30 protein-coding genes are annotated in these 24,078 nt (G+C 62.0%); 23 read left to right on the forward strand and 7 right to left on the reverse strand.

All coding sequences use genetic code 11. The features are described 5' to 3' along the window. The first annotated feature begins 178 nt into the window (after positions 1 to 178). The 11 genes from IF103_RS12755 to IF103_RS12805 all read left to right on the forward strand — a co-directional run bounded on the left by IF103_RS12755 (position 179) and on the right by IF103_RS12805 (position 12,291). The gene (locus IF103_RS12755; protein ID WP_023380731.1) at positions 179 to 1,240 is read left to right on the forward strand and encodes a 3-deoxy-7-phosphoheptulonate synthase; all 1,062 of its coding nucleotides are present in this window, start codon (positions 179 to 181) and stop codon (positions 1,238 to 1,240) included. A 78-nt stretch (positions 1,241 to 1,318) separates the two neighbouring features. After that, positions 1,319 to 1,600, forward strand: a complete 282-nt coding sequence (locus IF103_RS12760) for a peptidylprolyl isomerase (protein ID WP_023380733.1) — start codon at positions 1,319 to 1,321, stop codon at positions 1,598 to 1,600. A gap of 16 nt (positions 1,601 to 1,616) precedes the next feature. After that, positions 1,617 to 3,461, forward strand: coding sequence for an extracellular solute-binding protein (locus tag IF103_RS12765; RefSeq protein WP_027907357.1), 1,845 nt, complete (start codon positions 1,617 to 1,619; stop codon positions 3,459 to 3,461). Next, positions 3,458 to 4,516 carry a microcin C ABC transporter permease YejB gene (locus tag IF103_RS12770; RefSeq protein ID WP_023380737.1) on the forward strand — a complete coding sequence of 353 codons (1,059 nt, stop codon included), beginning with the start codon at positions 3,458 to 3,460 and terminating at the stop codon, positions 4,514 to 4,516. Before IF103_RS12765 ends, IF103_RS12770 begins: the two co-directional genes overlap by 4 nt. Further along, positions 4,516 to 5,532, forward strand: a complete 1,017-nt coding sequence (locus IF103_RS12775; protein WP_186598537.1) for an ABC transporter permease — start codon at positions 4,516 to 4,518, stop codon at positions 5,530 to 5,532. The genes IF103_RS12770 and IF103_RS12775 overlap by 1 nt, the downstream gene beginning before the upstream one ends. A gap of 82 nt (positions 5,533 to 5,614) precedes the next feature. Then, positions 5,615 to 6,997, forward strand: coding sequence for a sigma-54 interaction domain-containing protein (locus IF103_RS12780; RefSeq protein WP_023380741.1), 1,383 nt, complete (start codon positions 5,615 to 5,617; stop codon positions 6,995 to 6,997). Positions 6,998 to 7,252: 255 nt separating this feature from the next. Further along, positions 7,253 to 8,644 (forward strand): GntP family permease, encoded by a 1,392-nt coding sequence (locus tag IF103_RS12785; protein ID WP_023380742.1) that lies wholly within the window; start codon positions 7,253 to 7,255, stop codon positions 8,642 to 8,644. A gap of 10 nt (positions 8,645 to 8,654) precedes the next feature. Next, positions 8,655 to 9,425 carry a 3-hydroxybutyrate dehydrogenase gene (gene hbdH / locus IF103_RS12790; protein ID WP_023380744.1) on the forward strand — a complete coding sequence of 257 codons (771 nt, stop codon included), beginning with the start codon at positions 8,655 to 8,657 and terminating at the stop codon, positions 9,423 to 9,425. A 58-nt stretch (positions 9,426 to 9,483) separates the two neighbouring features. Beyond that, positions 9,484 to 9,963: a serine protease inhibitor ecotin gene (gene eco, locus IF103_RS12795; protein WP_023380746.1), complete on the forward strand. Its 480-nt coding sequence runs from the start codon at positions 9,484 to 9,486 to the stop codon at positions 9,961 to 9,963. A 58-nt stretch (positions 9,964 to 10,021) separates the two neighbouring features. Next, positions 10,022 to 11,980: an acetoacetate--CoA ligase gene (locus IF103_RS12800; RefSeq protein WP_027907356.1), complete on the forward strand. Its 1,959-nt coding sequence runs from the start codon at positions 10,022 to 10,024 to the stop codon at positions 11,978 to 11,980. Between the two features lie 35 nt (positions 11,981 to 12,015). After that, complete coding sequence (locus tag IF103_RS12805; protein ID WP_023380749.1) at positions 12,016 to 12,291, forward strand: peptidylprolyl isomerase; 276 nt, start codon at positions 12,016 to 12,018, stop codon at positions 12,289 to 12,291. A gap of 50 nt (positions 12,292 to 12,341) precedes the next feature. On the opposite strand, the gene IF103_RS12810 is transcribed toward IF103_RS12805, so the two are convergent. Then, a complete protein-coding gene (locus tag IF103_RS12810; protein ID WP_023380751.1) occupies positions 12,342 to 12,965 on the reverse strand; it encodes a LysE family translocator in 624 nt (207 codons plus the stop codon). 138 nt (positions 12,966 to 13,103) lie between these two features. Here IF103_RS12810 and IF103_RS12815 point away from each other — a divergent pair, with 138 nt between their 5' ends. Together IF103_RS12815 and IF103_RS12820 are read left to right on the forward strand one after the other, a co-directional pair. Further along, positions 13,104 to 13,925, forward strand: a complete 822-nt coding sequence (locus IF103_RS12815) for an AraC family transcriptional regulator (RefSeq protein ID WP_023380753.1) — start codon at positions 13,104 to 13,106, stop codon at positions 13,923 to 13,925. 64 nt (positions 13,926 to 13,989) lie between these two features. Beyond that, entirely contained in the window at positions 13,990 to 14,604 is a 615-nt protein-coding gene (locus IF103_RS12820) for a LysE family translocator (protein ID WP_202675373.1), read from the forward strand. Here IF103_RS12820 and IF103_RS12825 read toward each other — a convergent pair. After that, complete coding sequence (locus tag IF103_RS12825; RefSeq protein WP_023380756.1) at positions 14,561 to 15,277, reverse strand: metallophosphoesterase; 717 nt, start codon at positions 15,275 to 15,277, stop codon at positions 14,561 to 14,563. The two genes, IF103_RS12820 and IF103_RS12825, sit on opposite strands and share 44 nt — an antisense overlap. A gap of 75 nt (positions 15,278 to 15,352) precedes the next feature. Between IF103_RS12825 and IF103_RS12830 the strand changes: the two genes are divergently transcribed. The 3 genes from IF103_RS12830 to IF103_RS12840 all read left to right on the forward strand — a co-directional run bounded on the left by IF103_RS12830 (position 15,353) and on the right by IF103_RS12840 (position 16,927). Further along, the gene (locus tag IF103_RS12830) at positions 15,353 to 15,868 is read left to right on the forward strand and encodes a DUF3016 domain-containing protein (protein WP_027907354.1); all 516 of its coding nucleotides are present in this window, start codon (positions 15,353 to 15,355) and stop codon (positions 15,866 to 15,868) included. A 76-nt stretch (positions 15,869 to 15,944) separates the two neighbouring features. Continuing rightward, positions 15,945 to 16,688 (forward strand): carbon-nitrogen hydrolase family protein, encoded by a 744-nt coding sequence (locus IF103_RS12835; RefSeq protein WP_023380761.1) that lies wholly within the window; start codon positions 15,945 to 15,947, stop codon positions 16,686 to 16,688. Continuing rightward, positions 16,685 to 16,927: a hypothetical protein gene (locus tag IF103_RS12840; protein ID WP_104881710.1), complete on the forward strand. Its 243-nt coding sequence runs from the start codon at positions 16,685 to 16,687 to the stop codon at positions 16,925 to 16,927. Before IF103_RS12835 ends, IF103_RS12840 begins: the two co-directional genes overlap by 4 nt. Positions 16,928 to 16,931: 4 nt before the next feature. Here IF103_RS12840 and IF103_RS12845 read toward each other — a convergent pair whose 3' ends face one another. Then, entirely contained in the window at positions 16,932 to 17,432 is a 501-nt protein-coding gene (locus IF103_RS12845) for a methylated-DNA--[protein]-cysteine S-methyltransferase (RefSeq protein ID WP_023380762.1), read from the reverse strand. 193 nt (positions 17,433 to 17,625) lie between these two features. Between IF103_RS12845 and IF103_RS12850 the strand changes: the two genes are divergently transcribed. Together IF103_RS12850 and IF103_RS12855 are read left to right on the forward strand one after the other, a co-directional pair. Next, positions 17,626 to 17,841 carry a hypothetical protein gene (locus tag IF103_RS12850; RefSeq protein ID WP_023380763.1) on the forward strand — a complete coding sequence of 72 codons (216 nt, stop codon included), beginning with the start codon at positions 17,626 to 17,628 and terminating at the stop codon, positions 17,839 to 17,841. A 61-nt stretch (positions 17,842 to 17,902) separates the two neighbouring features. Further along, positions 17,903 to 18,565 (forward strand): SOS response-associated peptidase, encoded by a 663-nt coding sequence (locus IF103_RS12855; RefSeq protein ID WP_023380764.1) that lies wholly within the window; start codon positions 17,903 to 17,905, stop codon positions 18,563 to 18,565. A gap of 3 nt (positions 18,566 to 18,568) precedes the next feature. Here the strand turns inward: IF103_RS12855 and IF103_RS12860 are convergent, their stop codons facing one another. Next, positions 18,569 to 18,895 carry a hypothetical protein gene (locus tag IF103_RS12860; RefSeq protein ID WP_023380765.1) on the reverse strand — a complete coding sequence of 109 codons (327 nt, stop codon included), beginning with the start codon at positions 18,893 to 18,895 and terminating at the stop codon, positions 18,569 to 18,571. A 415-nt stretch (positions 18,896 to 19,310) separates the two neighbouring features. Here IF103_RS12860 and IF103_RS12865 point away from each other — a divergent pair, with 415 nt between their 5' ends. Together IF103_RS12865 and IF103_RS12870 are read left to right on the forward strand one after the other, a co-directional pair. Then, positions 19,311 to 19,553 carry a hypothetical protein gene (locus tag IF103_RS12865; RefSeq protein WP_023380766.1) on the forward strand — a complete coding sequence of 81 codons (243 nt, stop codon included), beginning with the start codon at positions 19,311 to 19,313 and terminating at the stop codon, positions 19,551 to 19,553. Positions 19,554 to 19,844: 291 nt separating this feature from the next. Further along, positions 19,845 to 20,114, forward strand: a complete 270-nt coding sequence (locus IF103_RS12870; protein ID WP_023380767.1) for a hypothetical protein — start codon at positions 19,845 to 19,847, stop codon at positions 20,112 to 20,114. Between the two features lie 147 nt (positions 20,115 to 20,261). Here IF103_RS12870 and IF103_RS25200 read toward each other — a convergent pair whose 3' ends face one another. Continuing rightward, on the reverse strand, positions 20,262 to 20,480 hold the full coding sequence (locus IF103_RS25200; RefSeq protein WP_104881709.1) for a hypothetical protein: 219 nt from the start codon (positions 20,478 to 20,480) through the stop codon (positions 20,262 to 20,264). 113 nt (positions 20,481 to 20,593) lie between these two features. Here IF103_RS25200 and IF103_RS12875 point away from each other — a divergent pair, with 113 nt between their 5' ends. The 3 genes from IF103_RS12875 (at position 20,594) to IF103_RS12885 (ending at position 22,103) form a co-directional block, all read left to right on the forward strand. Further along, positions 20,594 to 20,830, forward strand: coding sequence for a hypothetical protein (locus tag IF103_RS12875; protein ID WP_104883848.1), 237 nt, complete (start codon positions 20,594 to 20,596; stop codon positions 20,828 to 20,830). Positions 20,831 to 21,066: 236 nt separating this feature from the next. Beyond that, complete coding sequence (locus tag IF103_RS12880; protein WP_148299919.1) at positions 21,067 to 21,342, forward strand: hypothetical protein; 276 nt, start codon at positions 21,067 to 21,069, stop codon at positions 21,340 to 21,342. 86 nt (positions 21,343 to 21,428) lie between these two features. Beyond that, positions 21,429 to 22,103: a polysaccharide lyase family 7 protein gene (locus tag IF103_RS12885; RefSeq protein WP_202675374.1), complete on the forward strand. Its 675-nt coding sequence runs from the start codon at positions 21,429 to 21,431 to the stop codon at positions 22,101 to 22,103. Positions 22,104 to 22,191: 88 nt separating this feature from the next. Here the strand turns inward: IF103_RS12885 and IF103_RS12890 are convergent, their stop codons facing one another. Continuing rightward, on the reverse strand, positions 22,192 to 23,532 hold the full coding sequence (locus IF103_RS12890) for an MFS transporter (protein ID WP_051376128.1): 1,341 nt from the start codon (positions 23,530 to 23,532) through the stop codon (positions 22,192 to 22,194). Between the two features lie 107 nt (positions 23,533 to 23,639). Then, positions 23,640 to 24,077, reverse strand: coding sequence for a type II 3-dehydroquinate dehydratase (gene aroQ, locus IF103_RS12895; RefSeq protein ID WP_027907349.1), 438 nt, complete (start codon positions 24,075 to 24,077; stop codon positions 23,640 to 23,642). Position 24,078 lies beyond the last annotated feature (1 nt).

The raw sequence follows: 24,078 nt of genomic DNA on the forward strand, positions 1-24,078 counted from the left end.
TACGCAAATACCTATGCCTGGCGATTTAGCCAATCCCGTTCGGGCCAGCCTGCCGCCTCCGTACGGTCGATCTCCGGTGGCACTGCCGCACAAGAACCGAATTTGACGATCTGTCGAACACCTCGATAGGGCCGATCGAGCGGGCCAGCACCCGCCGTCCGCCCAGGGATACCACGCCATGCAAGCTTCCAACCTCGCCCTGCCCCTTTCCCAGCCTCAAGCTGCCAACACCACCGTCAGCAAGCGCCTGCCCAGCCCGCACTTGCTCAAGCAGCAGATGCCGCTGTCCCTCGAGCTCGCCCAACAAGTCCAGGCCCACCGCCAAGCGATCCGCGCCATTCTCGAAGGCCGCGACGAACGTCTTTTGGTAGTCGTCGGCCCGTGCTCGATCCACGACCCGCGCTCGGCCCTGGAATACGCCGACCGCCTCGCAGCCCTCAGCCGCGAAGTGAACGACCAGCTGTTGCTGGTGATGCGTGCCTACGTCGAAAAGCCACGCACCACCGTCGGCTGGAAAGGCCTGGCCTACGACCCGCACCTCGATGGCAGCGATGACATGCACTCGGGTATCGCCTTGTCCCGTGGCCTGATGCTCAACATGATCGAGCGCGGCCTGCCGATTGCCACCGAACTGCTGCAACCGATGGCCGCCAGCTACTTCGACGACCTGCTGGGCTGGGCCGCCATTGGCGCACGCACCACCGAGTCGCAGATTCACCGCGAGATGGTCAGCGGGCTCGAACTGCCAGTGGGCTTCAAGAATGGCACCGATGGCGGTGTCGGAATCGCCTGCGACGCCATGCGTAGCGCCGCCCATCCCCATCGCCACTTCGGCATGGATGCGCAGGGCTACCCGGCGATCATCGAAACCCTGGGCAATCCGGATACCCACCTGGTACTGCGCGGTGGCCACAAAGGCCCCAACTACGACGCACAGAGCATCGCCCAAGCCCGCCAGGGCCTGGCCAAAGCAGGGCTGGCAGCACGGATCATGGTCGATTGCAGTCATGCCAACAGCGGCAAAGACCCGGCTCGCCAACCGGCCGTGTTCGAGCAGGTGCTGAGCCAACGCCTGGCCGGTGATCGCTCGATCGTCGGCGTGATGCTCGAAGGGCATCTGTTCGACGGTTGCCAGGCACTGGACAAGGGCACGTTGAAGTACGGCGTGTCGATTACCGATGGTTGCCTGGGCTGGGCGTCGACCGAAACGCTGTTGCGTGACGCGGCAGCGCGCTTGTAGGAAACGTACAGCAAGCCTTGCGAGACATATCCCAGACAAGTGCGTTAGGCTTGCTTTTTTACCCAAGGAGTAGTTCCCATGGCACGTGCCACTGCCCGCCACATCCTGGTCAGCTCGGAAGAGAAATGCAACGAGCTCAAAGCCCAGATCGAAGCCGGTGCCGACTTCGCTGAAGTCGCCAAGGCCAATTCCACCTGTCCGTCCAGCCGTCAAGGCGGTGACCTGGGCTCGTTCGGTCCAGGCCAGATGGTTCGCGAATTCGATACCGTGGTGTTCAGCGCCCCGCTGAATGTTGTCCAAGGCCCGGTGAAGACCCAATTCGGTTACCACCTGCTGGAAGTGACCAGCCGCCAGGACTAAGTCACCGTTGCCGGTGATGTTCCCCAGGGGAGCAAGCGTGTGGGGGCTCGCACTGTTGTGCCTGTCCCTCACAGCCAAGGCAGCCCCCACCCACGCCCTCACCGTCTATGGTGAAGCCCCCCGTTATGGCCAGGCCTTCCGCCATTTCGACTACGTCAACCCCGATGCACCCAAAGGCGGTAGCATTCGCCGTTCGGCCATCGAAATCGGCCAGTTCGACCACATCCTGCCCTACATCGACAAAGGCATCGGTGTTTCCGAGGTCGACGGCTGGCTGTATGCGCCCCTGGCAGTGCGCTCGTTCGACGAACCCTACACCGTCTATGGGCTGATCGCCCGGCGCATGGAGCGTGGGCCAGACGATGCCTGGCTGCGTTTGGAGATCGACCCGCGCGCCACCTTCGCCGATGGCAAGCCGGTGCGCGCCGAAGACGTACGGTTTACCTACCAGTTGCTGATGAGCAAGGGCAGCCTCAAGTTCCGCACCCAGTTCGCGGAAGTTACCAGCGTGACGGTGGAAAGCCCGCATCGGGTACGCTTCGATTTCAAGCAACCCCATGGCCGTACCCTGGCCTTGGACGTGGCCAGCCTTCCGGTACTGCCTGAGCACGACTGGCAGAACCGTGACTTTGCCAATGGCGCAGGCTTTGAAAAGCCCGTCGGTAGCGGCCCTTACCGAATCGGCCGGATCGACAACGGCCGCAGCATCACCTTCGAACGCAACCCCGGCTGGTGGGCCAAAGATTTGCCGGCCAGCCGTGGCCGCTACAATTTCGACCAGATCCGCATCGAGTACTTTGGCGACACCGAAGTGGCCCGCCAGGTGCTCAAGGGCGGCGGCTACGACTACAACCGCGAGTTCTCCGCAACGGCCTACACGCTAGGCTACAATGGCGCGCAGCTGGACGATGGTCGCTTGCAACGGGCCCATCTAGGCCCTGCCAAGCCGCAAACGGCCCAGGGCTTCGTGTTCAACCTGGACCGCCCGCAATTCAACGACCGCCGTGTGCGCCAGGCGCTGGCGATGCTCTGGGATTTCGAATGGAGCAACCGGCAGATGATGCGCCGCCTGTACATCCGCCAGCAGAGCATGTTCTCCAACACCCCCCTTGCTGCCCGTGCGCTGCCCGACGCCAGCGAACTGCAGGTGCTCGAACCGCTACGGGGCAAGGTCCCCGATGAAGTATTCAGCCAGGTGTATACGGCACCGGTGACCGACGGCTCTGGCATCATCCGAACGCAGCAGCTGCAGGCACTGGCCTTGTTGCAACAGGCCGGCTGGCACCCCCAGGGTGACCAGCTAGTGAATGCGCAGGGCGAACCGCTGGCGTTCACCTTCTTGAACGGCCAGTCCGGGATGGAGCGGCTGCTACTGCCGTGGAAGCGCAACCTGGCGCAGATCGGCATCACGCTGAATATCCGCAACGTCGACTCGGCTCAGTACATCAACCGTCTGATGGCCCGAGACTACGACATGATCGTCACCGGCTACCCTGTCACCTTGTCGCCCGGTGCCGAACTGTACAATTACTTCGGCTCGGCAGCGGCCAACGACCCGGGGTCGAACAACCTGATGGTGCTCAAGGACCCGGCGGTGGACACCTTGATCGATGGCCTGGTCCGCGCCAGCACCCAGGCCGACATGCTGCGCCACGCCCATGCCCTGGACCGGGTGCTGCAATGGAACTACTACTGGATCCCCAACTACTATCCACCCGGCAGCTCCACCGTCTGGTGGAACCGTTTTGGCCTGCCCAAGGTCCAGGCTGCCTATGATGAAGGCCTGGACACCTGGTGGGAAATCAGCCCGACCGCACTGACCAATGCGCAGATGGCCGAGCGCCGGAAGATGTCGCCATGACTGCCTATATCCTGCGTCGCCTGTTGTTGATCGTGCCTACCCTGCTGGCCATCCTGCTGGTCAACTTCGTCATCGTCCAGGCTGCGCCGGGCGGTCCGGTCGAACAGGCGGTGGCCAGGCTGCAGGGGCTGGGTGGCGGTGCGCCCGGGGCACGGGCCGAGGCCGTGCATGGCGAGTCTCGCGCTGGCCGTGGCCTGGACCCCAAGCTGCTCGAAGAGATCAAGCATCAATACGGCTTCGACAAGTCCGCCCCCGAGCGCCTCTGGTTGATGCTCGAACAGTATGCCCGGCTGGATTTCGGCCAGAGTTTCTTCCGCGGCGCCAAGGTGACCGACCTGATTCTGGAGAAACTGCCGGTGACCCTGTCCCTGGGTTTCTGGGCCACCCTGATCACTTATCTGGTGTCCATCCCGCTGGGGATCCGCAAGGCAGTGCGCCACGGTAGTCGCTTCGATGCCTGGAGCAGCGCGCTGATCGTGGTCGGCTATGCCCTGCCCTCGTTCCTGTTCGCCCTGTTGCTGATCGTACTCTTCGCAGGTGGCACCTCGCTCAACTGGTTCCCGGTGCGTGGGCTGGTCTCGGAGAATTTCGACCAACTCAGCCTACTGGGCAAGGTCGCCGACTATTTCTGGCACCTGATACTGCCTGTCGGATCGCTGGTGATCGGCGGTTTCGCCACGCTCACGCTGCTGACCAAGAACGCTTTCCTCGACGAGATTTCCCGCCAGTACGTGGTCACGGCGCGGGCCAAAGGCCTCAGTGAGCGCCGGGTCCTGTACGGGCATGTATTGCGCAACGCCATGCTGCTGGTCCTGGCCGGCCTGCCCCAGGCATTGATCACAGTGTTCTTCGCCGGTTCGCTGATGATCGAGGTGATTTTCTCCCTCGATGGCCTGGGCCGCCTGAGCTATGAGGCCGCGGTGTCGAGGGACTACCCGATCGTGTTCGGCACGCTGTTCATCTTCACCCTGGCGGGGTTGCTGATTCGCTTGATCGGCGACTTGTCCTACACCCTGCTCGACCCACGCATCGACTTCGACGCGAGGGTACGCTGATGCTTTCGCCTGTCTCCCGCCGCCGCCTGCAGCGTTTTCGCAACCACCGCCGCGGCTGGCTTTCCTTGTGGCTGTTCGCCGGATTGCTTGTGCTGAGCCTCGGCGCCGAGCTAGTGGCCAATGACAAACCCTTGCTGCTGAGCTACAAGGGCGAGCTGTACGTTCCAGCGTTCAAGCGCTACAGCGAGCAGCAGTTCGGCGGCCAATTGCCGTTTCAGCCTGACTATCGCAGTGCCTATGTGCGCCAACTGATCGAAAGCCAGGGTGGCTGGATGCTGTTCGCCCCGATTCCCTTCAGCGCCGACACGCCAAACTACGACCTGCAGGTGCCCACACCCAGCCCACCCAGTGCCAGCAACTGGCTGGGCACCGACGACCAGGGACGCGATGTACTGGCCAGGGTGCTTTATGGCACGCGGGTGTCGCTGCTGTTTGCCTTCGCCCTTACCGTCGTCAGTGTGCTGATCGGGGTAATGGCCGGCGCCCTGCAGGGCTACCACGGCGGCTGGGTCGACCTGCTCGGGCAACGGTTGCTGGAGGTATGGTCAGGGTTGCCGGTGCTGTACCTGCTGATCATCCTCAGTGGTTTCGTCGAGCCTGACTTCTGGTGGCTGCTGGGGATCATGGCGCTGTTCTCATGGCTTAGCCTGGTCGATGTGGTGCGCGCCGAGTTCCTTCGTGGGCGTAACCTTGAGTACGTCAAGGCCGCCCGTGCCCTCGGGTTGCCCGATACCCAGGTGATGCTACGGCATATCCTGCCCAACGCCATGAATGCCACCCTGACCTTCATCCCCTTCATGCTCACCGGGGCCATCACCACCCTGACCGCATTGGACTTCCTTGGCTTCGGCATGCCGGCAGGGAGCGCTTCGCTGGGCGAACTGGTGACCCAGGGCAAGCAACACCTAGAGGCACCGTGGTTGGGCTTTACCGCGTTCTTCGCCCTCGCGGTGATCCTGTCGCTACTGGTGTTCATTGGTGATGCCCTGCGCGAAGCTTTCGATCCTCGCCGCTAGCGTGGCGCGGACAAGGCAGCACAGTCTTCACCCAGGCCATACCTCGCCGCATAATGCGTCTCCCCCTCAACAGGCCTCCTCCATGCACGACAGCGACAGCCTCAAGGACTATCCCCAGGTAAGGCAACTGGCGATCCGCTCGCTGTTCGAGATCATCGAGCAATCCAGCGAAGGCACGGTGATCGTCGACCGCCAGGCCCGCATCGTCTGGATGAACGAGCGCTATGCCCGGCGCTTTGGCCTGGCCGATGCCGCGAGCGCCATCGGCCAGCCGTGTGAGTCGGTGATCCCTGGCAGCCTGATGCGGGAGGTGGTCAGCAATGGCCGGCCAATCCTGCTGGACATGCTCGACACCCACAACGACCCTTTGGTGGTCATGCGCTTGCCCATCCACGATGACCAGGGCGCGCTGATCGGGGCCATCGGCTTTGCCTTGTTTGACGAACTGCGCAGCCTGTCGCCACTCCTCAAACGCTACTCGAGCATGCAGCAGGAATTGGCGTCCACCCGCTCACAGCTAAGGGCACGTCAGGCCAAGTACAGCTTCGCCCAGTTCGTCGGCAGCAGCGCGGCCAGCCTCGAGGCCAAGCGCCGGGCGCGGCGTGGCGCGAGCAGCGATTCGCCCGTGCTGTTGCTGGGCGAGACCGGCACCGGCAAGGAGTTGCTGGCCCATGCGATTCATGCCGCCTCGGCGCGCGCGCACAAGGCGTTCGTCAGCATCAACAGCGCGGCCATTCCAGAGACCTTGCTGGAGGCCGAATTCTTCGGCACCGCCCCAGGTGCCTTCACCGGCGCCGACCGAAAGGGCCGCAGCGGCAAGCTGCAACTGGCCGAGGGCGGCACGCTGTTCCTGGACGAGATCGGTGACATGCCGCTGGCCCTGCAGAGCAAGTTGCTGCGCGTGCTGCAGGAAAAGGAATACGAGCCTGTGGGTTCGAACCAGATGCTGCGCAGCGACGTGCGCATTATCGCCGCCACCTCCATCGACCTGCAGGCCGCCATGGACCGTGGAGCGTTTCGCGCCGACCTGTATTACCGGTTGAACGTGCTGCCCATCGACGTGCCGCCATTGCGTGAGCGCCTGGAGGACTTGCCAGCGTTATGCGAAGCGATCCTGGCCGAGCTGGGCAGCCAGTACGAGTTGGAGCCCGAGGCATTGCAGCTATTGGCCCGGCACGCGTGGCCAGGAAATATCCGGGAGTTGCGCAATGTGTTGGAGCGGGCCACGTTGTTGGCCGACCAGCCGCGGCTGGGGCCTGCGGAAGTACGCTCGGCGCTGGGGCCATTGAGCCCGGTGGCGGCGGCTGTGACGCGGCAAACATACCGAGAGGCCTGTGAACAGTTCGAGCGCAAGTTGATTGGCGATGCCTTGCTGGAATGTTCGGGGAATGTGCCGCACGCCGCGAAGTTGTTGGGGCTGGGGCGCTCTACCTTATACAAGAAGATGGTGGCGCTTGGGCTTTAGTCTCATTTTTGAGATTCTTGTCTCTATATAGGGATACCACCCCAACCGCCGGCAATCCTTCGCCTACACGACACGTGTTAGGACCCGGCGTGCCGGCGAGAGACTGCAAAGCGGGCCCAACCGTCTCAAATCAGAGACAAATACGTCATAACCACCAAATTTATCTATGTAATTCAATCACTTATAAGGTTGGCACGATTCCCGCTATCCCCTGGTAACCGATAACAACAAGACCCACCCAGGAGATTCATCCCGATGACCGTGCTCATCGCACTGGCCGCCCTGGCCCTGCTGATGCTGGCCGCCTACCGCGGCTACAGCGTGATCCTGTTCGCCCCTATCGCCGCCCTCGGCGCGGTACTGCTCACTGACCCGGCCGCCGTGGCCCCCGCATTCACCGGGGTGTTCATGGAGAAAATGGTCGGCTTCATCAAACTCTACTTCCCGGTCTTCCTGCTAGGCGCGGTGTTCGGCAAGCTGATCGAACTGTCAGGCTTCTCTCGCTCCATCGTCGCGGCTGCCATCGGTCTGCTCGGCACCCGGCAAGCCATGCTGGTGATCGTACTTGTCTGCGCCTTGCTTACCTACGGGGGCGTGTCGCTGTTCGTGGTGGTGTTCGCGGTTTACCCGTTCGCCGCCGAAATGTTCCGCCAAAGCGACATCCCCAAGCGACTGATCCCGGCGACCATCGCCCTCGGTGCGTTCTCCTTTACCATGGACGCCCTGCCCGGCACGCCGCAGATCCAGAACATCATCCCCAGCACATTCTTCAATACCACCGCCTGGGCCGCACCCTGGCTGGGACTGATCGGCACCTTGTTCGTGTTCTGCGCAGGCATGCTCTACCTGCAACGCCAGCGCAACAAGGCCCAGCGCGCAGGCGAAGGCTATGGCAAGGACCTGCGCAACGAGCCGGAGACCGCCCCCGACCTGACCTTGCCCAACCCCTGGCTGGCCTTGTCGCCCCTGGTGCTGGTGGGGGTCATGAACCTGCTGTTCACCCATTGGATTCCACAGTGGTACGGCCCCAGCCACACCCTGCAACTGCCGGGCATGAGCGCGCCGGTCAACAGCGACGTGGCCAAGCTCACGGCCATCTGGGCAGTGCAGGCAGCCTTGCTGGTGGGTATCTTGATGGTACTGGTGTGTGCCTTTGGCGCCATTCGTGCACGCCTGGCGGAGGGCACCAAGAGCGCGGTCAGTGGTGCGCTGCTGGCGGCAATGAATACCGCCTCGGAGTACGGTTTCGGCGCAGTGATTGCGTCGCTGCCGGGATTCCTGGTACTGGCCGATGCCCTGCGCGCCATCCCCAACCCGCTGGTCAACGAAGCCATTACCGTCACGCTGCTGGCGGGCATCACCGGCTCGGCATCCGGTGGCATGAGCATCGCCCTGGCTGCCATGAGCGAAAGCTTCATCGCCGCTGCCAACGCCGCCAACATTCCGCTCGAAGTGCTCCACCGGGTGGCCGCCATGGCCAGCGGCGGCATGGATACCCTGCCGCACAACGGCGCGGTGATCACATTGCTGGCGGTGACGGGCCTGACCCATCGCGAGGCCTACAAAGACATTTTCGGCATTACATTGATCAAGACCCTGGCGGTATTCGTGGTCATCGCCACTTTCTACGCCACCGGCATCGTCTAAGGAGCTTTACATGACGCTCAACGGCAAGACTGCACTCGTCACCGGTTCCACCAGCGGCATTGGCCTGGGCATCGCCCAAGTGCTGGCGCGCGCGGGTGCCAACATCGTGCTCAATGGCTTCGGCGACCCGGCGCCAGCCCTGGCCGAGATCGCCCGCCACGGCGTGAAGGTAGCGCATCACCCGGCGGATCTGTCCGATGCGGCCCAGATCGAGGCGCTGTTCGCCCTCGCCAATCGCGAATTCGGCGGTGTCGATATCCTGGTCAACAATGCTGGTATTCAACATGTGGCGCCGGTGGAGCAGTTCCCGGTACAAGCCTGGGACAAGATCATCGCCCTCAACCTGTCGGCGGTGTTCCACGGAACCCGGCTGGCGCTGCCAGGCATGCGCGAACGCAACTGGGGGCGGATCATCAACATCGCCTCGGTGCATGGCTTGGTCGGCTCCAGCGGCAAGGCCGCGTATGTGGCGGCCAAGCATGGCGTGGTCGGGCTGACCAAAGTGGTCGGACTGGAAACCGCTACCGACAACGTCACCTGCAACGCCATCTGCCCTGGCTGGGTGCTGACGCCATTGGTGCAAAAGCAGATTGACGACCGTGCAGCCCATGGCGGCGATCCGCTGCAAGCCCAGCACGACCTGCTGGCCGAGAAACAACCTTCATTGGCCTTCGTCACTCCCGAGCATCTGGGTGAACTGGTATTGTTCCTCTGCAGCGAGGCCGCAAGCCAGGTCCGCGGCGCCGCCTGGAACGTCGATGGCGGCTGGCTGGCCCAATGACAGAGGGCGACCGGGGCCTGGCGGCGGCATTGCACCCGTTTGATTGCAAGGAGGCCCTATGCGCCCTACCCGTCTGTTCGCGATGTGTTCCCTGACCCTGGCCATGGCCGCCCCGGCGATGGCCGCCAAACTTGAAGATGTCGCACCCTACCCCAAGGCTGAAAAAGGCTTCACCCGGCAGGTGATCCACCTGCCGGCCCAGGCCGATGAATCGGCCCACACTCTGGAAATCCTGGCAGGCAAGACCTTGCAGGTGGACTGCAACCGCCAGCGCCTGGCCGGCAGCCTGGAAGAAAAAACACTGCAAGGCTGGGGTTATAGCTACTACCGTCTGGAGAAAGTCGGCGGCCCGGTCAGCACCCTGATGGCCTGCCCGGACGGCAAGAAGACCGAGGCCTTCGTGCCAGTGGTCGGTGAAGGCTTCATGGTCCGCTACAACAGCAAGCTGCCGGTGGTGGTGTATGTACCCGAAGGCGTCGAAGTGCGCTATCGCGTCTGGTCGGCATCGCAGGACGTACAAAAGGCTAAAGTGGAATAAGAGACCCTCTGTGGGGCTGCTTCGCGGCCCCACGCCCCAGATCCTGCGGAGGTTCGGCATGAACGATGTGCTCTGGCGCCCCTCCACGGCGCAGATCGAGGCCAGCCGGATGGATGCGTTCCGTCGCCGAGTCAACCTGCGCTACAACCTTGAACTCAACGACTACCCGGCGCTGCATCGCTGGAGTATCGAGCACCGCGCCGCCTTCTGGCAGACGCTGGCCGAGTACTTCCATGTGCGTTGGCATACCCCTGCCAGCCAGGTGCTCAGCGAAGGGCCACTGATGCCGGACGCCCGGTGGTTTGCCGGCGGGACCCTGAATTTCGCCGAGCACTTGCTGCACCGGCGCGATGATCGTCCGGCGCTGATCAGTGTGCGCGAGGATGGCCTGCGCGTGGTGCTGACCCATGCTCAACTGGCAAGCCATGTCGCCGGTCTGCAAAGGGCCTTCATCGCCGCCGGCATAGGCGTCGGCGATCGGGTAGCAGCGATCATGCCCAACACCTGGGAAACCCTGGTAGCGATGCTTGCCTGCACCAGCCTCGGGGCGGTGTGGTCCAGTTGTTCGCCGGAGTTTGGCTTGCACGGCATTATCGACCGCTTCGGGCAGATCGAGCCGAAGCTGCTGATCGCCTGTGCTGGTTATCACTACGCTGGCAAGACCCTCGACCTGGTGGACAAGATCAACCAGGTCTGCGCCCAGTTGCCAGGCCTCGAACAGTTGCTGATAGTGCCCTACACCCGCACCCAAACCCACGCCGATGCGTTCAGTGCACCGCAGGCAAGCCTGTGGGACGATTTCTACCGGGCCGGCGGTTCACCCAACTTCGTCCCGCTGCCGTTCGATCACCCGCTGTACATCCTCTACTCCAGCGGAACCACTGGAGTACCCAAGTGCATCGTTCATGGCGCCGGTGGCGTGCTGCTGCAGCACCTCAAGGAGCATGGCCTGCACAATGACCTGAAGGCCGACGATGTACTGTTCTACTACACCACCTGCGGCTGGATGATGTGGAACTGGCTGGCCAGCGGCCTGGCGGTCGGGGCCACCTTGGTGTTGTATGACGGCTCTCCCTTCCACCCCGGCCCCGAACGACTGCTCGACCTCATCGACGCCGAGGGCATCCGTGCCTTCGGCACCAGTGCCAAGTACCTGGCCGCGCTGGAGCAGGAAGGCATCGAGCCGTGCAACAGCCATCGACTCGACAAGCTGCGACTGATCATGTCCACCGGCTCACCGTTGTCGCCGCACAGCTATGACTACGTCTACGGCAAGATCAAGGCGGACCTGTGCCTGGCGTCGATGTCGGGTGGCACCGACATCGTCTCGTGCTTCGTGCTCGGCAATCCGACCTTGCCGGTACGCCGCGGCGAAATCCAGTGCAAGGGCCTGGGTATGGCGGTCGAGGTGTGGGACGAACACGGCAGGCCGATAACAGGTGAGAAGGGCGAGCTGGTGTGCATCCATCACTTCCCCTGCATGCCGCTGGGTTTTTGGAACGACCCCGATGGCAGCCGCTATCACGACGCCTACTTCAGCCAGTTTCCGGGTGTCTGGGCGCAGGGCGATTATGCCGAGCAACTGACCAGCGGGGGCTTAGTGATCCACGGTCGTTCCGATGCGGTGCTCAACCCTGGAGGGGTGCGTATCGGCACGGCGGAGATCTACCGCCAGGTGGAAAAGGTCGAACAAGTGCTGGAAAGCGTTGCCATTGGCCAGGAGTGGCACGGCGATGTGCGTGTGGTGCTGTTCGTGCGCCTGCGCGACGGTCTGCTCCTGGATGACGATCTGCGCCAGCGTATCCGCCAGGTGATCCGCCAGTACACCACACCGCGTCATGTACCGGCGGTCATCGCGCAGGTCACCGACATTCCCCGCACCATCAGCGGCAAGCTGGTGGAATTGGCGATTCGCAACGTGGTGCATGGGCGGCCGGTGAAGAACACCGATGCCTTGGCCAACCCAGAGGCACTGGACCAGTTTCGCGACCGCACGGAGCTGCGCGATCAGGCATAATGTCGCCCTTTTTTGCCCCGAAGCACAGGTGTCCCATGAAAGCCCAAGCCCGCCATATCCTGGTCAAGACCGCTGAGGAAGCCGAGAAGCTCAAGCAGCGCATCGCCAACGGCGAGGCTTTTGACGTATTGGCCAAGAAGTTTTCCACTTGCCCATCGGGCAAGCGCGGTGGCGATCTTGGCGAAGTACGCCCCGGGCAACTGGTAGGGGCAATCGACCAGGTGATCTTCAAGAAGGCGTTACGTGTGGTGCATGGGCCGATCAAGAGCAAGTTCGGCTATCACCTGGTGCAGACCTTCTACCGCGACTGATCGAGCAGTCACCGCGCAAGCCACGGCGTCAACCTGGGCTTGAGCCAATCCTAGCGACGTGCCGCCAGCAGTCCGAGGCCAGCGCAGCCAAGCAAGGAGGCGCTGACCCGGTTGAACAACCGACGCGGCGCAGGCTGGCTGAACCAGCGTTGCAGGTATGCACCAAGCCCGGCGTAGAGGGCGATGGCGGCCCACTCCAGCAGCAGGAACAGCACGCCCAACCACAGGAACTGCTCACTCACAGGCGTGGCGCTGCCCACGGACACGAACTGTGGCAGGAAAGCGGTGAAGATCAAGATGGCCTTGGGGTTGCCCGCTGCCACCCAGAACTCCTGACGAGCCAGGCGCCAGGTGCCGCGCGGATGGTCGGCTGCCAGCACGGCATCACCCACTGGAGCACGCCACAACTGCCAGGCGATATAGAACAGATACGCTGCGCCCACCACCTTGATCGTCAGGAACAGGTATTCGCTGGTGTGCAGCACCACGGCCAGGCCCATGGCCGCCAGCGCGATCATGCCACTGAAGGCGACGATTCGCCCGCCGCCGGCGACACAGGCCGTACGCAGGCCATAGCGGCTGGCGTTGTGCAGCGAAAGCAGGTTGTTTGGCCCCGGTGCCATGTTCAGGGCAAAGCAGGCGGGTATGAATAACAGCAGGCTCGACAGGTCCATTCGCGTTCTCCCAGACGTCAAGTGCTTATTTCGACGTTCGCCCGCACCAGGGTCAAGGTACAGCCATGGGAAAAAACTGTACGGTCGCCCCCTTGGCCTTGGCGCTGGTAAGCTGCCTGAGTGATCAAGGAGCCTGCCATGCCCTCTTCCTCGTCCCCCGCGCTGTGGCGCGATGCGGCGCTGCCCTTCGTCGAAAGCCGCCGCGCCTGCGATAGCCGGGCCTGCTACAAGGCCCATAGCCACCCAACCTTCTCCATGGGTGCGGTGGATGCCGGCAGCAGCTATTTCACCGGCGCCGGTGCCGGGCAAACGCACCTCACCCCTGGCACCCTGGTGCTGGTTCCGGCGCAGCGTGTGCATGCCTGCAACCCCGAACCCGGTCAGGCCTGGAGCTACCAGATGCTGCACGTGGACGCGCACTGGCTGGCGCAGTTGCGTCTGGAGTCCGGTCTTGCCGCAGCCGAGACCGGGGCCCCCGCACGCATCAGTCGATCCCCTGCGCTGTACCGTGAGTTCTGCGATCTGAACGCCCTGCTGTTCTCCACGGCAGCCGCGTCGGAGAAGGAAGCTGCACTGGTAGCCTTCCTCGGCGACCATGACTTTTCCGTGCATCCGCCACTGTATCCTGCACCTGCGCCGTCGCTGGATGCGCCCACCCTGAGAACACTGATCGAACGCATGGAAGCCGACGACCCGGCTGAACTGAGCCTGGCTGCGATGGCCAGCCAGGCAGGCCTGGGCCGCTATCAGCTGATCCGTGCCTTTCGCGCGGCCACCGGGATGACGCCCCATGCCTACCTGCTGAACGCTCGCGTCAATCGGGGGCGGCGTTGGCTCCTTCAAGGGCATGACCTGGCCGAAATCGCCTATCGCTTGGGCTTCGCCGACCAGAGCCATTTCCAGCGAGTGTTCAAGGCCCATGTGGGTGTGACACCAGGGCAGTACCGGGCCACGCAATAATCTTCAATACGCGCCATCGGGCCGACGCCAGACTGGGGTTTTGGTAACCCGAGTGACCTGCCTCATGGAGCAGTTTCTGATTGTCGCCTTCGCCCACTTCCTTGCCCTGCTCTCGCCCGGCCCGGACTTTTTCCTGGTCGCCCGAAGTTCGGTATCCGCTGGCTGGCGAGTTGCCAGCGGCGCATGCCTGGGTATCGCCTTGGCCAATGGTCTTTTCATCGTCAGCGCCTTTGCCGGCCTTTCCATCCTGCGCGACGGCAGCGCCTTGTTCATCGCCTTGCAAGTGGCTGGCGCGGGTTACCTGCTGTACATCGGTACGTTGTTCGTTCGCCACGCCGGGAAAACCGAATTGGCAATGGCAGGCGAAGTGCAAGCGGCCGGTGGCTGGAGCCGCTGCTTGGGCATGGGCTTTTTCTCCGGAATCCTCAACCCCAAGAACGCCTTGTTCTATGCAAGCCTGGCCAGCATGGTCGCCAGCAGCAGCGGTGCTTGGAAGACCGTCTACGCTGGCTGGATGTTCAGCATCGTGCTGGTCTGGGACCTGCTGGTCGCTGTGACCATCGGCAATCGCAGGGTGCTGAAACGCTTCGCGTACGCCTTGCCGTGGCTGGAAAGGCTCAGTGGCGCATTGCTGATCATGTTGGCCATGGCGCTATTCGGTCACCTGGTAGCGGGTTGACCAAGGTCAGTGTGCGCAGGTCCATCAGGCTGAAATGACCAAGGTTCCAGCCGCCGGTATCCAAGTGCCAGACATTGCCCAGCAGCGTGGCCTCGACCAGCGGCGTATGCCCCACCAGCAGTGCCCGCAGACCTTCCACCGCGCGGCTGTCGCGTTCGTGCAGGCGCCTGCGCGACCACTGGCAGAATTCGCAGACTTTGGGTTCGAGCACGCCTTCGAGTTGGTCACGCAGCACGCTCCAGTCGGCGAACGGGCTGTCAGCGTGCAACAACCCGACAAGGCCTTCGGAGGTCTGTACTTCCATGGCGATTGGCAAGCGCTCGAACGCATCGACGAAACGCTGCTGATCCGTCCTGGGCAGATCCAGAAACCAACCTCCGCCGGCAGAGCGATACATCTGCGGATCCAGCTGACCGCCGTTGAGGTGGTTCACCGCCAGCGACTCGTGGTTACCCTGCACGGCATGAAACCAAGGCCGGGCAAGCCAATCCAGCACCGCTTCGCTTTCCGGGCCCCGATCCACCAGGTCACCGACACTGAACAGGCGATCTACCTCGGGGTCGAAACCCACGGCATTCAACAACTGCTCAAGGCGGCTGAAATGCCCGTGGATATCACCCACCGCCAAGTCACGCCCCTTGCCATTGGCGGTTACCCGCCGAAACCGGCTCATTGCACTATTCCTCTACGGCAGCTCCCATGGCAGGCGTAAAATGGTTTGACACGCAGTCCGCTCCGGAGGTGCCTCGTGCGTAACGTCCTTGCCTGTGCCGTGCTCATGGTGCTTTCACTCAATAGCATGGCACAAGGCACACAAACCCTGCAGGTTCAGGTGCATTTCGATCACCCTGAGCACTTCCGCGATGCCAGGCTGGATCGCGCAGGTTACGCACGTGGCGCTGACGACTACGTCCTGAAGACCCTCACGCACTATCTGCAAAAGCTTGGCCAGCGCTACCTGCAACCCGGCCAGCAACTGGTCATCGATATCCATGACATCGACCTGGCTGGGGGCTTCGAACCCTGGCACGTCAATGCCTACGATGTACGCTTCATGCGCGAGACCACCTGGCCGACCATCGACCTGAGCTACACCTTCAGCCAGCCGGGCAAACCCGACCAGCATGCCCAGGAACGGGTCAGCGACAAGATGTACCTCAGCCGCCCCGGACGGGTAACCAGTAGCAGCGAGCGCCTGTATGCGGAAAAAGCCATGCTCGCCGACTGGTTCCGCCAGCGTTTCGCCGCCCAGCCAGCGTCATGATGGTCTCTTCACTGGCGAGGCGTAGCGTGCCGGTAGTATCCTCGGGGTTTGGATCCGTACCAAGGAAGGGCTAGCCATGAAACTCTGTGCCATACAACTGGCGTCGCACAAGGGCGACCTGGATAGCAACCTCGACCGCCACCGCTACTGCATCGAGCAGGCCGCCGCCCTGGGCGCCAGGCTGGTGGTGTTTCCCGAACTGTCCCTGACCGGTTACGAGCCGACCCTGGCCCGCCAATTGGCCCTGCCCCTCTCATCTGCCCGACTGGACCCGCTGCAAGCACTCTGCGACCACCATGACATAACGGTTGCAGTGGGCCTGCCACTGCCGACCCCCAATGGCATACAGATCGGCATGCCCATCCTGCGCCCGGGCCAACCCAGGCTGAGCTATGCCAAGCAGCGCTTGCACGACGATGAGCTGCCGTTCTTCACGCCTGCCGGGCAGAGCCTCGTATTCGAGGTGGATGAACACACCATCGCGCCAGCCATCTGTTACGAATCCATGTTCATGGCACATGCCGAGAAGGTCCGCGCCCAAGGGGCTGGTCTGTATTTGGTCAGCGTCGCTAAAACCGTCAAGGGTATCCGCGAAGGTTACGAGCACTACCCGGAGGTGGCCCGGCGTTTGAACATACCCGTATTGATGGCCAACTGTATCGGGCCGGCAGACACCTTCATCGGGGCCGGCGGGTCCGCGGCCTGGGACCCTCGAGGGCAGTTGCTGGCGGCATTGGATGAGCGGACCCAAGGCCTGGTGATGCTCGATCTGGCGACAGGCAGTGCCACTGCCCTGGTGTTACCGGAACTGCCTGCATGAGGTATCTGCTGCTTGCCTTGGCATGTTACGGGGCCACCTACTACCTGGTCGGTTTGACGATTCAAGGCCAACTGGCAAACATCGCCGACGGGCTTAGCCATCGACCGGATGCGCCAACGCCCGCTCAATATCTGCGCGAAGTACGCCACCAGGCGCGCCGCGCCCATCGTCACTACACGTTGTTGGCTGGCTCGGTACTGGCACTTGGGTGTTGCCTGGTGGTCAGTTGGGCAAGCTGAACGCCTACCATTCCAGCGCCAGGCTCTGCCGTCCTTCCAGTGCCAGCAAGTATTGCTTGGCCTGCAAACCACCCGCGAAGCCGGTCAAGTTGCCGGAAGCGCCGATCACCCGGTGGCAGGGCGCGATGATCGAAATCGGATTGCGCCCGTTGGCCGCGCCGACGGCCCGAACTGCGCTGGGGTTGCCGATCTGCCGGGCAATCTCGCTGTAGCTGCGGGTTTCACCGAAAGGAATGGTCAGCAGCGCCGCCCACACCTGGCGCTGAAACTCGGTGCCGACAAAATCGAGCGCCAATTCGAAGCGCTGCCGGGTACCGGCAAAGTATTCACCCAGCTGACGAGCGGTTTCGCGCAACAGCGGATGGTCGTCGTCGCGCTGCAGTTCGCCAAGGCAAACGCGGTTTTCACGTTCATGCTCCCACAGGACGGCTGCCAAACGCTGGTTGCGGGCCACCAGGGTCAGCGTGCCGACAGGGGATGCCATCAGGGTGAATGAACTGGACATGGAAGATTCTGCTCAGCAAGACGTTCGCCGCACTCTAACCCTGCCTGCGGCGCCCTGCACCCGCTTTCTTGCTCAAGCAACGCCAGCCGCGGGTGTACGGACGGTAAGCGAACTGTCATTTATTCATGAGCTTCCTTGATGCTTATCCGCAGCAGGACTAATACTTAGATCTCTGCCTGGGGAGGCACAAAAAATGCAACCAAGATTCGTTATCGTTCCGGCGGTACCCATCGAAAAGGAGTCATTTCGTATCGGTGCGCGCTACTATGCGGCGACCACGGGTGGTGGCTTCGACATCTACGATAACCAAGCCAAGGAGCGGCTCAAACCTAGCTATCCGGACAGGACGGCCGCAGAGGCGCAATGCGTTCGCATGAATGCCGCGGGTGATGCGCCCCCCAAGTCGTGAGCCAATCGCCACCTTGAGAGCGGCGACGCTATGCAGACAGTTCCGGCAGGAGGGTTGGTTGATGTGCGGGCGCCTCTCTCAATACCGTGGCATTCACGAGTTCGTCGACACCCTTGGTATGCCCGGAGCCTGGCGTAACGTCATCGACGGGCCCGTCACGCCTGGCTACAACGTGGCCCCGTCGACCCCGGTGGTGGTCTTGCGCGTAGACGGTGCCGGCCTCAGGGCCGACCGAGTGAGATGGGGCTGGCGGCCACACTGGGCCGAAGACCGCGCACCACCGATCAACGCGCGCGTCGAGAAAGTCGCCCATGGCGCCTTTTTTCGCGCGATCTGGCCCCACCGGGCAATTACCCCAGTCGACAACTGGTACGAATGGGTCGATGAAGGCGGCCCGAAAAAGCAGCCTTACCTGATCAGGCGTCGCGACGGCCGCCCTGCCCTCTGTGCCTCGATAGGACAGTTCACCGGCCACGACAATGACGGCTTCGTGATCATCACCGCCGACGCCCAGGGCGGTATGGTCGACGTACACGACCGACGCCCCGTCGTGTTGTCGCCCGCGCTTGCCAGGGCCTGGCTGGCCCCGTCGACAGCACTGGCACAGGCTGAGCAGATGGCGTTGCACCTGGGCGAACCCGCCGAATCCTTCGAGTGGTACCGTGTGAGCGTGGCTGTGGGCAATGCGCGTAACCAGGGGCCGGAGTTGATCCAGGCCGTATGATCACTACAGGCAGTCGCGCGCCGCCTGGCGCAACTTGTCACCCGCGAAGAAACCACCTTTGTAGAACGTGGCGAGGCCGCCGTCGTGGTGCTTGACGACTTCCAGCACCTCATCGGATGCCAAGGCACTGGGCACCGTCAGACGGTAGCCGTTGTTGATCGATTTCTGAACCGTGAGCGGGGCTATGGCTTTCCATTTAGGCAGCACGCACGCGGCGTAATCCTCGGGTGATTTTTTCGTGGTTTTACTGCCAGTGGGGGCCGCTGGCGATGCACAGGCAGTCAGGAAAGCGGCCAGCGCAAGCGGAAACAGAATGCGAAAGGTATGCATGGACAAAGTGACCAAATCAAAGTGATGGCAGTTTACTGAGCTACTGTAAGGAACTCCAACCCACCAAAGTCGCCCCCAACCCTCTTGTACGCACTTCATCGCACATCCGGGCAAGCCGCGACACGCCACTGAAGGCTGACCGGGTCTGCGACGTATTACCAATAGGCCAATGCCGGCGACTGTCTACAATGGGCCTCGCTGACGGATCAGCACCCATCGGAAAGCCCGCCTCGGCGGGCTTTCCCCTGCCACCCTGCGACCTCATGCCATTCGCCGCCCTGCGGTAGGCCCTAGCAGCACCTGCCATGCCGGGTATCCACTGGTCAGATCCGCACCGCAGCGAGACAAAACGGGCGCTTACTGAGGGTCATGCCTTCTGGCTCGGCATAGCAGATGTCCATCGAGGTGAGCCGCCATGAAACGCATCCACAAGATCATCCAGTTACACCGCCGTCAGCTGCACTTCCATCTACCACCCAGCGGGCTGGACAGTGAACTGCCTGCCCTACCCCCACACCCGGTTGTCACTCTCCAGTTGGCCCAGGTTCGGGAGGTCGCCATACCCAGTAACGGGGATCAAGCGCTGGCCTGCAAGAACACGAATATCGCCACGACATCCACGGTCAACACCGCCGTTACGATGAAACTCAAGAAGTAGAGGTCATTCTGGAACATGGCTGCACCCCCCATTTTTGTCAGTGTTACTGGGAGTGCAGCAAAACCTGTTCCACCCTAGCGGTACGCATGAACTTCAACGTGTGACTTGCCAGGGCCCGGTCAAACTTCGATCAGGACCGCTGAGCCCGACCGTAGGGGCCCATGCCATAAATAGGCTAAGCTGCAATCTCCGGCGCCTCGATGGCACTGGGCGTTTCGACACGCAGCTATCCATCGTCGCTCTGGCGATTCACACCAACGAGCCGGAATCTGGCTCAAAGAGGGTGTACCAATGGCGACAATCGAGACAAAGGCGTTCGCTCGCGGGCTGCAACGGGTGGAGAACAGCTGGCAGGCCTATGTCCTGTCACAAAAGTCCGCCGCGGGTCTGGTGGGAAAGGAGCTCGAATTAGCCTTGGCGATCAGTGCTCGACACTTCACGAAATTTCAGAATCAGAGCCAACAGTTCTATGCAGAGGTTCGAAAGCGTGTGGGAGACGCCGAAAAACTGGAAAGGGACATGGCGTTGTATCCCCATTACTACCTGCCTAAACCCCAATAGCCGCCACGCTTCGGTCTGCGCCGGCTGGAGTAATGGGCGAGATCCTGCGGCGCGGATCCCTCCTTCACCTGAACACTCACCCTAAGAGCATGCTGATGCATGCCCTGGGTGATACAGCTGCATGGGTTCTTGGATCAGCACGCAACCTCAAGGTCTGGCCGTGTGGCTTTTGCTCCATTGCGTTTTCAGCGGCAAGCGGTTGAAACCGCTAACCCCTGGGTCGACGTTCTGAATAGAACCGCCATTGGAGAGAAATCGCTCGACTTGCTCCGAGATCCGTAAATGCGCTTCTCGGTTTTGGGCGGGCTGGGGCGGGAACATGATGACAACCTCACTGTTGTGCCACTGTAATCCAGTACTCGGCATCCACTATACGCCAAACCCTACAAAAAATACGCAATTCGCCGCAATATTATGCAAAATAGCCACAACATAGAGACATTCAACCAATCACGCAGCGCTTGCAGCGGGAGCACGTCATGACCCTTCGAAGCCTGGCCAGGAATCTTCCGTCAGATCCAGAAAGAGAGGGATGGGTGCTTGGCTGGGGCGTCCTGCGCGCCCTGCACCCCTGGCATTTTGTCGACGTCTATGCCGACCGGAACACCGCCGGGGCGGAAGCGCAGCGCCGCGGATCAGATTATGTCGTTGAGTTCGGCTCGCATCGCCTTGGATCGGATGAATTCATCTGCGGGATAACACCGCCTGAAGGCTAAGGCTTGGCCGGCAAACCCAGAGGGACGCCTGCTGGGCACGTTGGTAGGGACTGGCGGCACATCGATGCAGCCGCCGCGCCCTGACACGCCCTCCAAGACCATCGACCCTTGGTCGACTTTTTGTACCATCCAGTACATTCCTTGATTACACTCCCCGCGTTTCACCCCTGTCCTACAAACTGACGATCTGATACTTGGAGTGTATTAAGTCGATGCAAACGGATTCGATTCGCCTGATGAGCGATCTGGAGCAACAAATGCTGCTGGAAGAGCTCAGCAGCAACGCAACGCAGGTCGAAGAGCAACTGAAATTCGTCGTTTGTGGACAATCCACTTTAAGTGAACTGGAGAGTCTGCTCGGCCCCTTCGAACAATGTGAAGTGCTGGGCGACATGAAATTACTCCGCTGGAGGTTTGTCTACACCGAGGGGGGCCTGGCCCTGAGTGATCCTCAAGTCCTCACGGTGGCAATCGACCAGAAAGACTGCATAACCGATTTCGCCTTGGTCTAGCGCTGCGAAAGCGCTCGCCAGATTCGGTCCGCTCCATTGATCTGCCATGAACCAGGCACCCCGTATCATTGTCAGGAGACGTATCAATGAGCGTAAACATCAACAGTCTCACGATCACCACGCCGGTTCCCACTTCAGCCACCAACCCGGTTGCGCTGGAGCTCAGTGGAGCCGAGGCGATCGCACAACTGCCCAGCGTCGTCAAGGTCTTGGCCGATGGCTCTGTACAGTTCTCGGCACCGACCAAAGGTGCATCCAGCAAGAGCACTCACCGCACGCGGTGCGAATGGAAGGAGCCGGTCTATTGGTCGCTCGCAAGCGATGCCGAGCACATCAACGTACAGGAGATGACGCTGACCAAGGTCAACTCCGCCCAGAAGGTTGTCATTGCGCAGCTCCATGTGAAGGACGACGATAGCCCGCCAGTGAAGGTGTTCTGGAGCAAGGCAAACATCACCCTGGGATTTCGCAAGACATTCAATCAGGCGGCCCCAGTGAACATGACCTTACTCAAAAACGTGCCCCTCGGGACGACGCTCAGGGTGATCATACGCGTCCTGGCTTCGGGTGCCCTGACCGTTACCGCGCAAAGCAATGGCCGCGCGGGATCGTCCGGCAGGCTGGAGATGGACAGTTCCTGGCGCTCATCGCTGTTGAACTTCCACGGCGGTGTGTACAACCAGGTCGACTATACCGACGCCACTGCAGCTGATGACGGCTCGATCTGTATTCTGAGCGAACTCTCGCTGACTCACGTCTGACCTTCGGGCGCCGGCCAGGTGGCACTGTCCGTTCAGTTGTCGGTGCCGGCTTCACCGCTTGCCCGTCGCCCCCATAGTCATGGCGGCCCTAGTGGGTGCGTAGCACTTGCTCACCAGCATTCCCAGGCAAGCGGATGGCGTCGGCCAGGGCGACACCGGCGATCAATGCCACACCGATTAGCGCCCAGTGAAAATCACTCACCGTCAGCTCACCCTCACCTCCTCGCAGCATCAGCGAAAGGCGCAACAGCAGCGCGACAACCGCCACACCAAGCGCCATCGCCAGCTGGAAGAACATACTGAACAGTGTCGATGCCTCGCCCATCTGCTGCTTGGGCACCTCGGAAAATCCGAGCGCGTTGTAGGTGGTGAACTGCATCGAACGCGACAGTCCGCCTATGAATAGCACCAGCGCCATCCAGTACCACGCCATCCCCTGTTGCAGGCCCAGACAAGCCAGGATGCAACCGACGCCGATCAAGCCGTTCACCAACAGTACGCGTCGAAAGCCATGACGCCGCAACAACCCCGTCGTAAACGGCTTCATCGCCAGGTTACCGGCGAAGATCGCCAGCACCAGCAACCCAGTATCCAACGGTGACATGCCCAAACCGATCTGCAACAGCAACGGGACCAGGAACGGCAAGGCGCTGATCGAAAGGCGGAACAGCGTGCCACCGACGACGCTGGCCCTGAAGGTGGCGATACCCAGGGTCGTCAACGGCAGCAGCGGCGCCGGATGGCGCTGGCAATGACGGACCGACATCCAGGTCAGGAGGCCACCCACCGCCAGCAGGGCTAAGCCTCTATCGAGGCTGCCACCGGAAAGCGAACCCAACATCTCCAGCCCAAGCAGCCACGCGGCGCAGGCCAAGGCAAGAAGAACGAAGCCGAGCACATCGAAGCTGCGGACTTCGCTCGAACGAGTATTGGGCACCAGCCACCACGCCGCCGCGATAGCCAGCAGGCCCAACGGGATGTTCAGGTAGAAGATCCACGGCCAGGACAGGTGGGTCACGATCAGCCCACCAACGGGGGGGCCGAGGACCGGTGCCACCAACCCAGGCCAAGTGATTACCGCGAGCATCTTCACCAGGTCCTGCTTTTCGGTGGTGCGCAACACCACCAACCGACCGACCGGGACCATCAGGGCGCCACCGATACCCTGGAGCACCCGTGCGGCGACAAAGGTTTCCAAATTGTAAGCCAGGCCGCAGAGCCAGGACGCCAGGGTAAACAGAGCAATGGCACCGGCGAATACCTGGCGGGCACCGAAGCGGTCAGCCACCCAGCCGCTGAGCGGAATGAACACTGCCACCGCCAGCAGGTAGGCGCTGATGCCGATGTTCAGACTCACCGGACTCGCGCCAAAATCATGGGCCATCTGCGGTAGCGCCGTGGCGATGACGGTCGCATCGAGGTTTTCCATGAAAAAGGTGATGGCGACCAGCAAGGCAATGCAAGTGGTCTGCCGGGCGCTGAGGGTTACGGCCGCTTCGGTCAAGGCTACACGTCCTTCTGAAAGTGAAGAATCGGTCAGACCATCTTCATCGCCGCACGCAGGGCGAGCAGATAAGTCTCGACACCGAACCCGCAGATCTGTCCGCGCACGACTTCGGCGAACACCGAATGGTGACGAAACGGCTCTCTGGCATGGATGTTCGACATATGCACTTCGACCACCGGCGCCTCGAGGATGGCCAACGCATCGCGGATACCATAGCTGTAGTGCGTCCACGCCCCGGCATTGATCAGCACAGCATCGACCCGATCTTCAAACGCCTGATGGATTCGCTCGCACATGGCGCCTTCGAAGTTGGTCTGGAAGCTCTCGACCCGCGCCCCCAGTTCCTCGCCCAGCGCCTGCAAGGACTGGTCGATATCGGCCAGCGTGGCCGTACCATACTGGCGCGGGTCGCGTTTGCCGAACATGTTGTGGTTGATACCGTGCAACATCAGCACATTGGCAACCATG

Origin of the sequence: Pseudomonas sp. SK2, assembly GCF_016772395.1 — a bacterium.
Lineage (GTDB): Bacteria > Pseudomonadota > Gammaproteobacteria > Pseudomonadales > Pseudomonadaceae > Aquipseudomonas > Aquipseudomonas taiwanensis.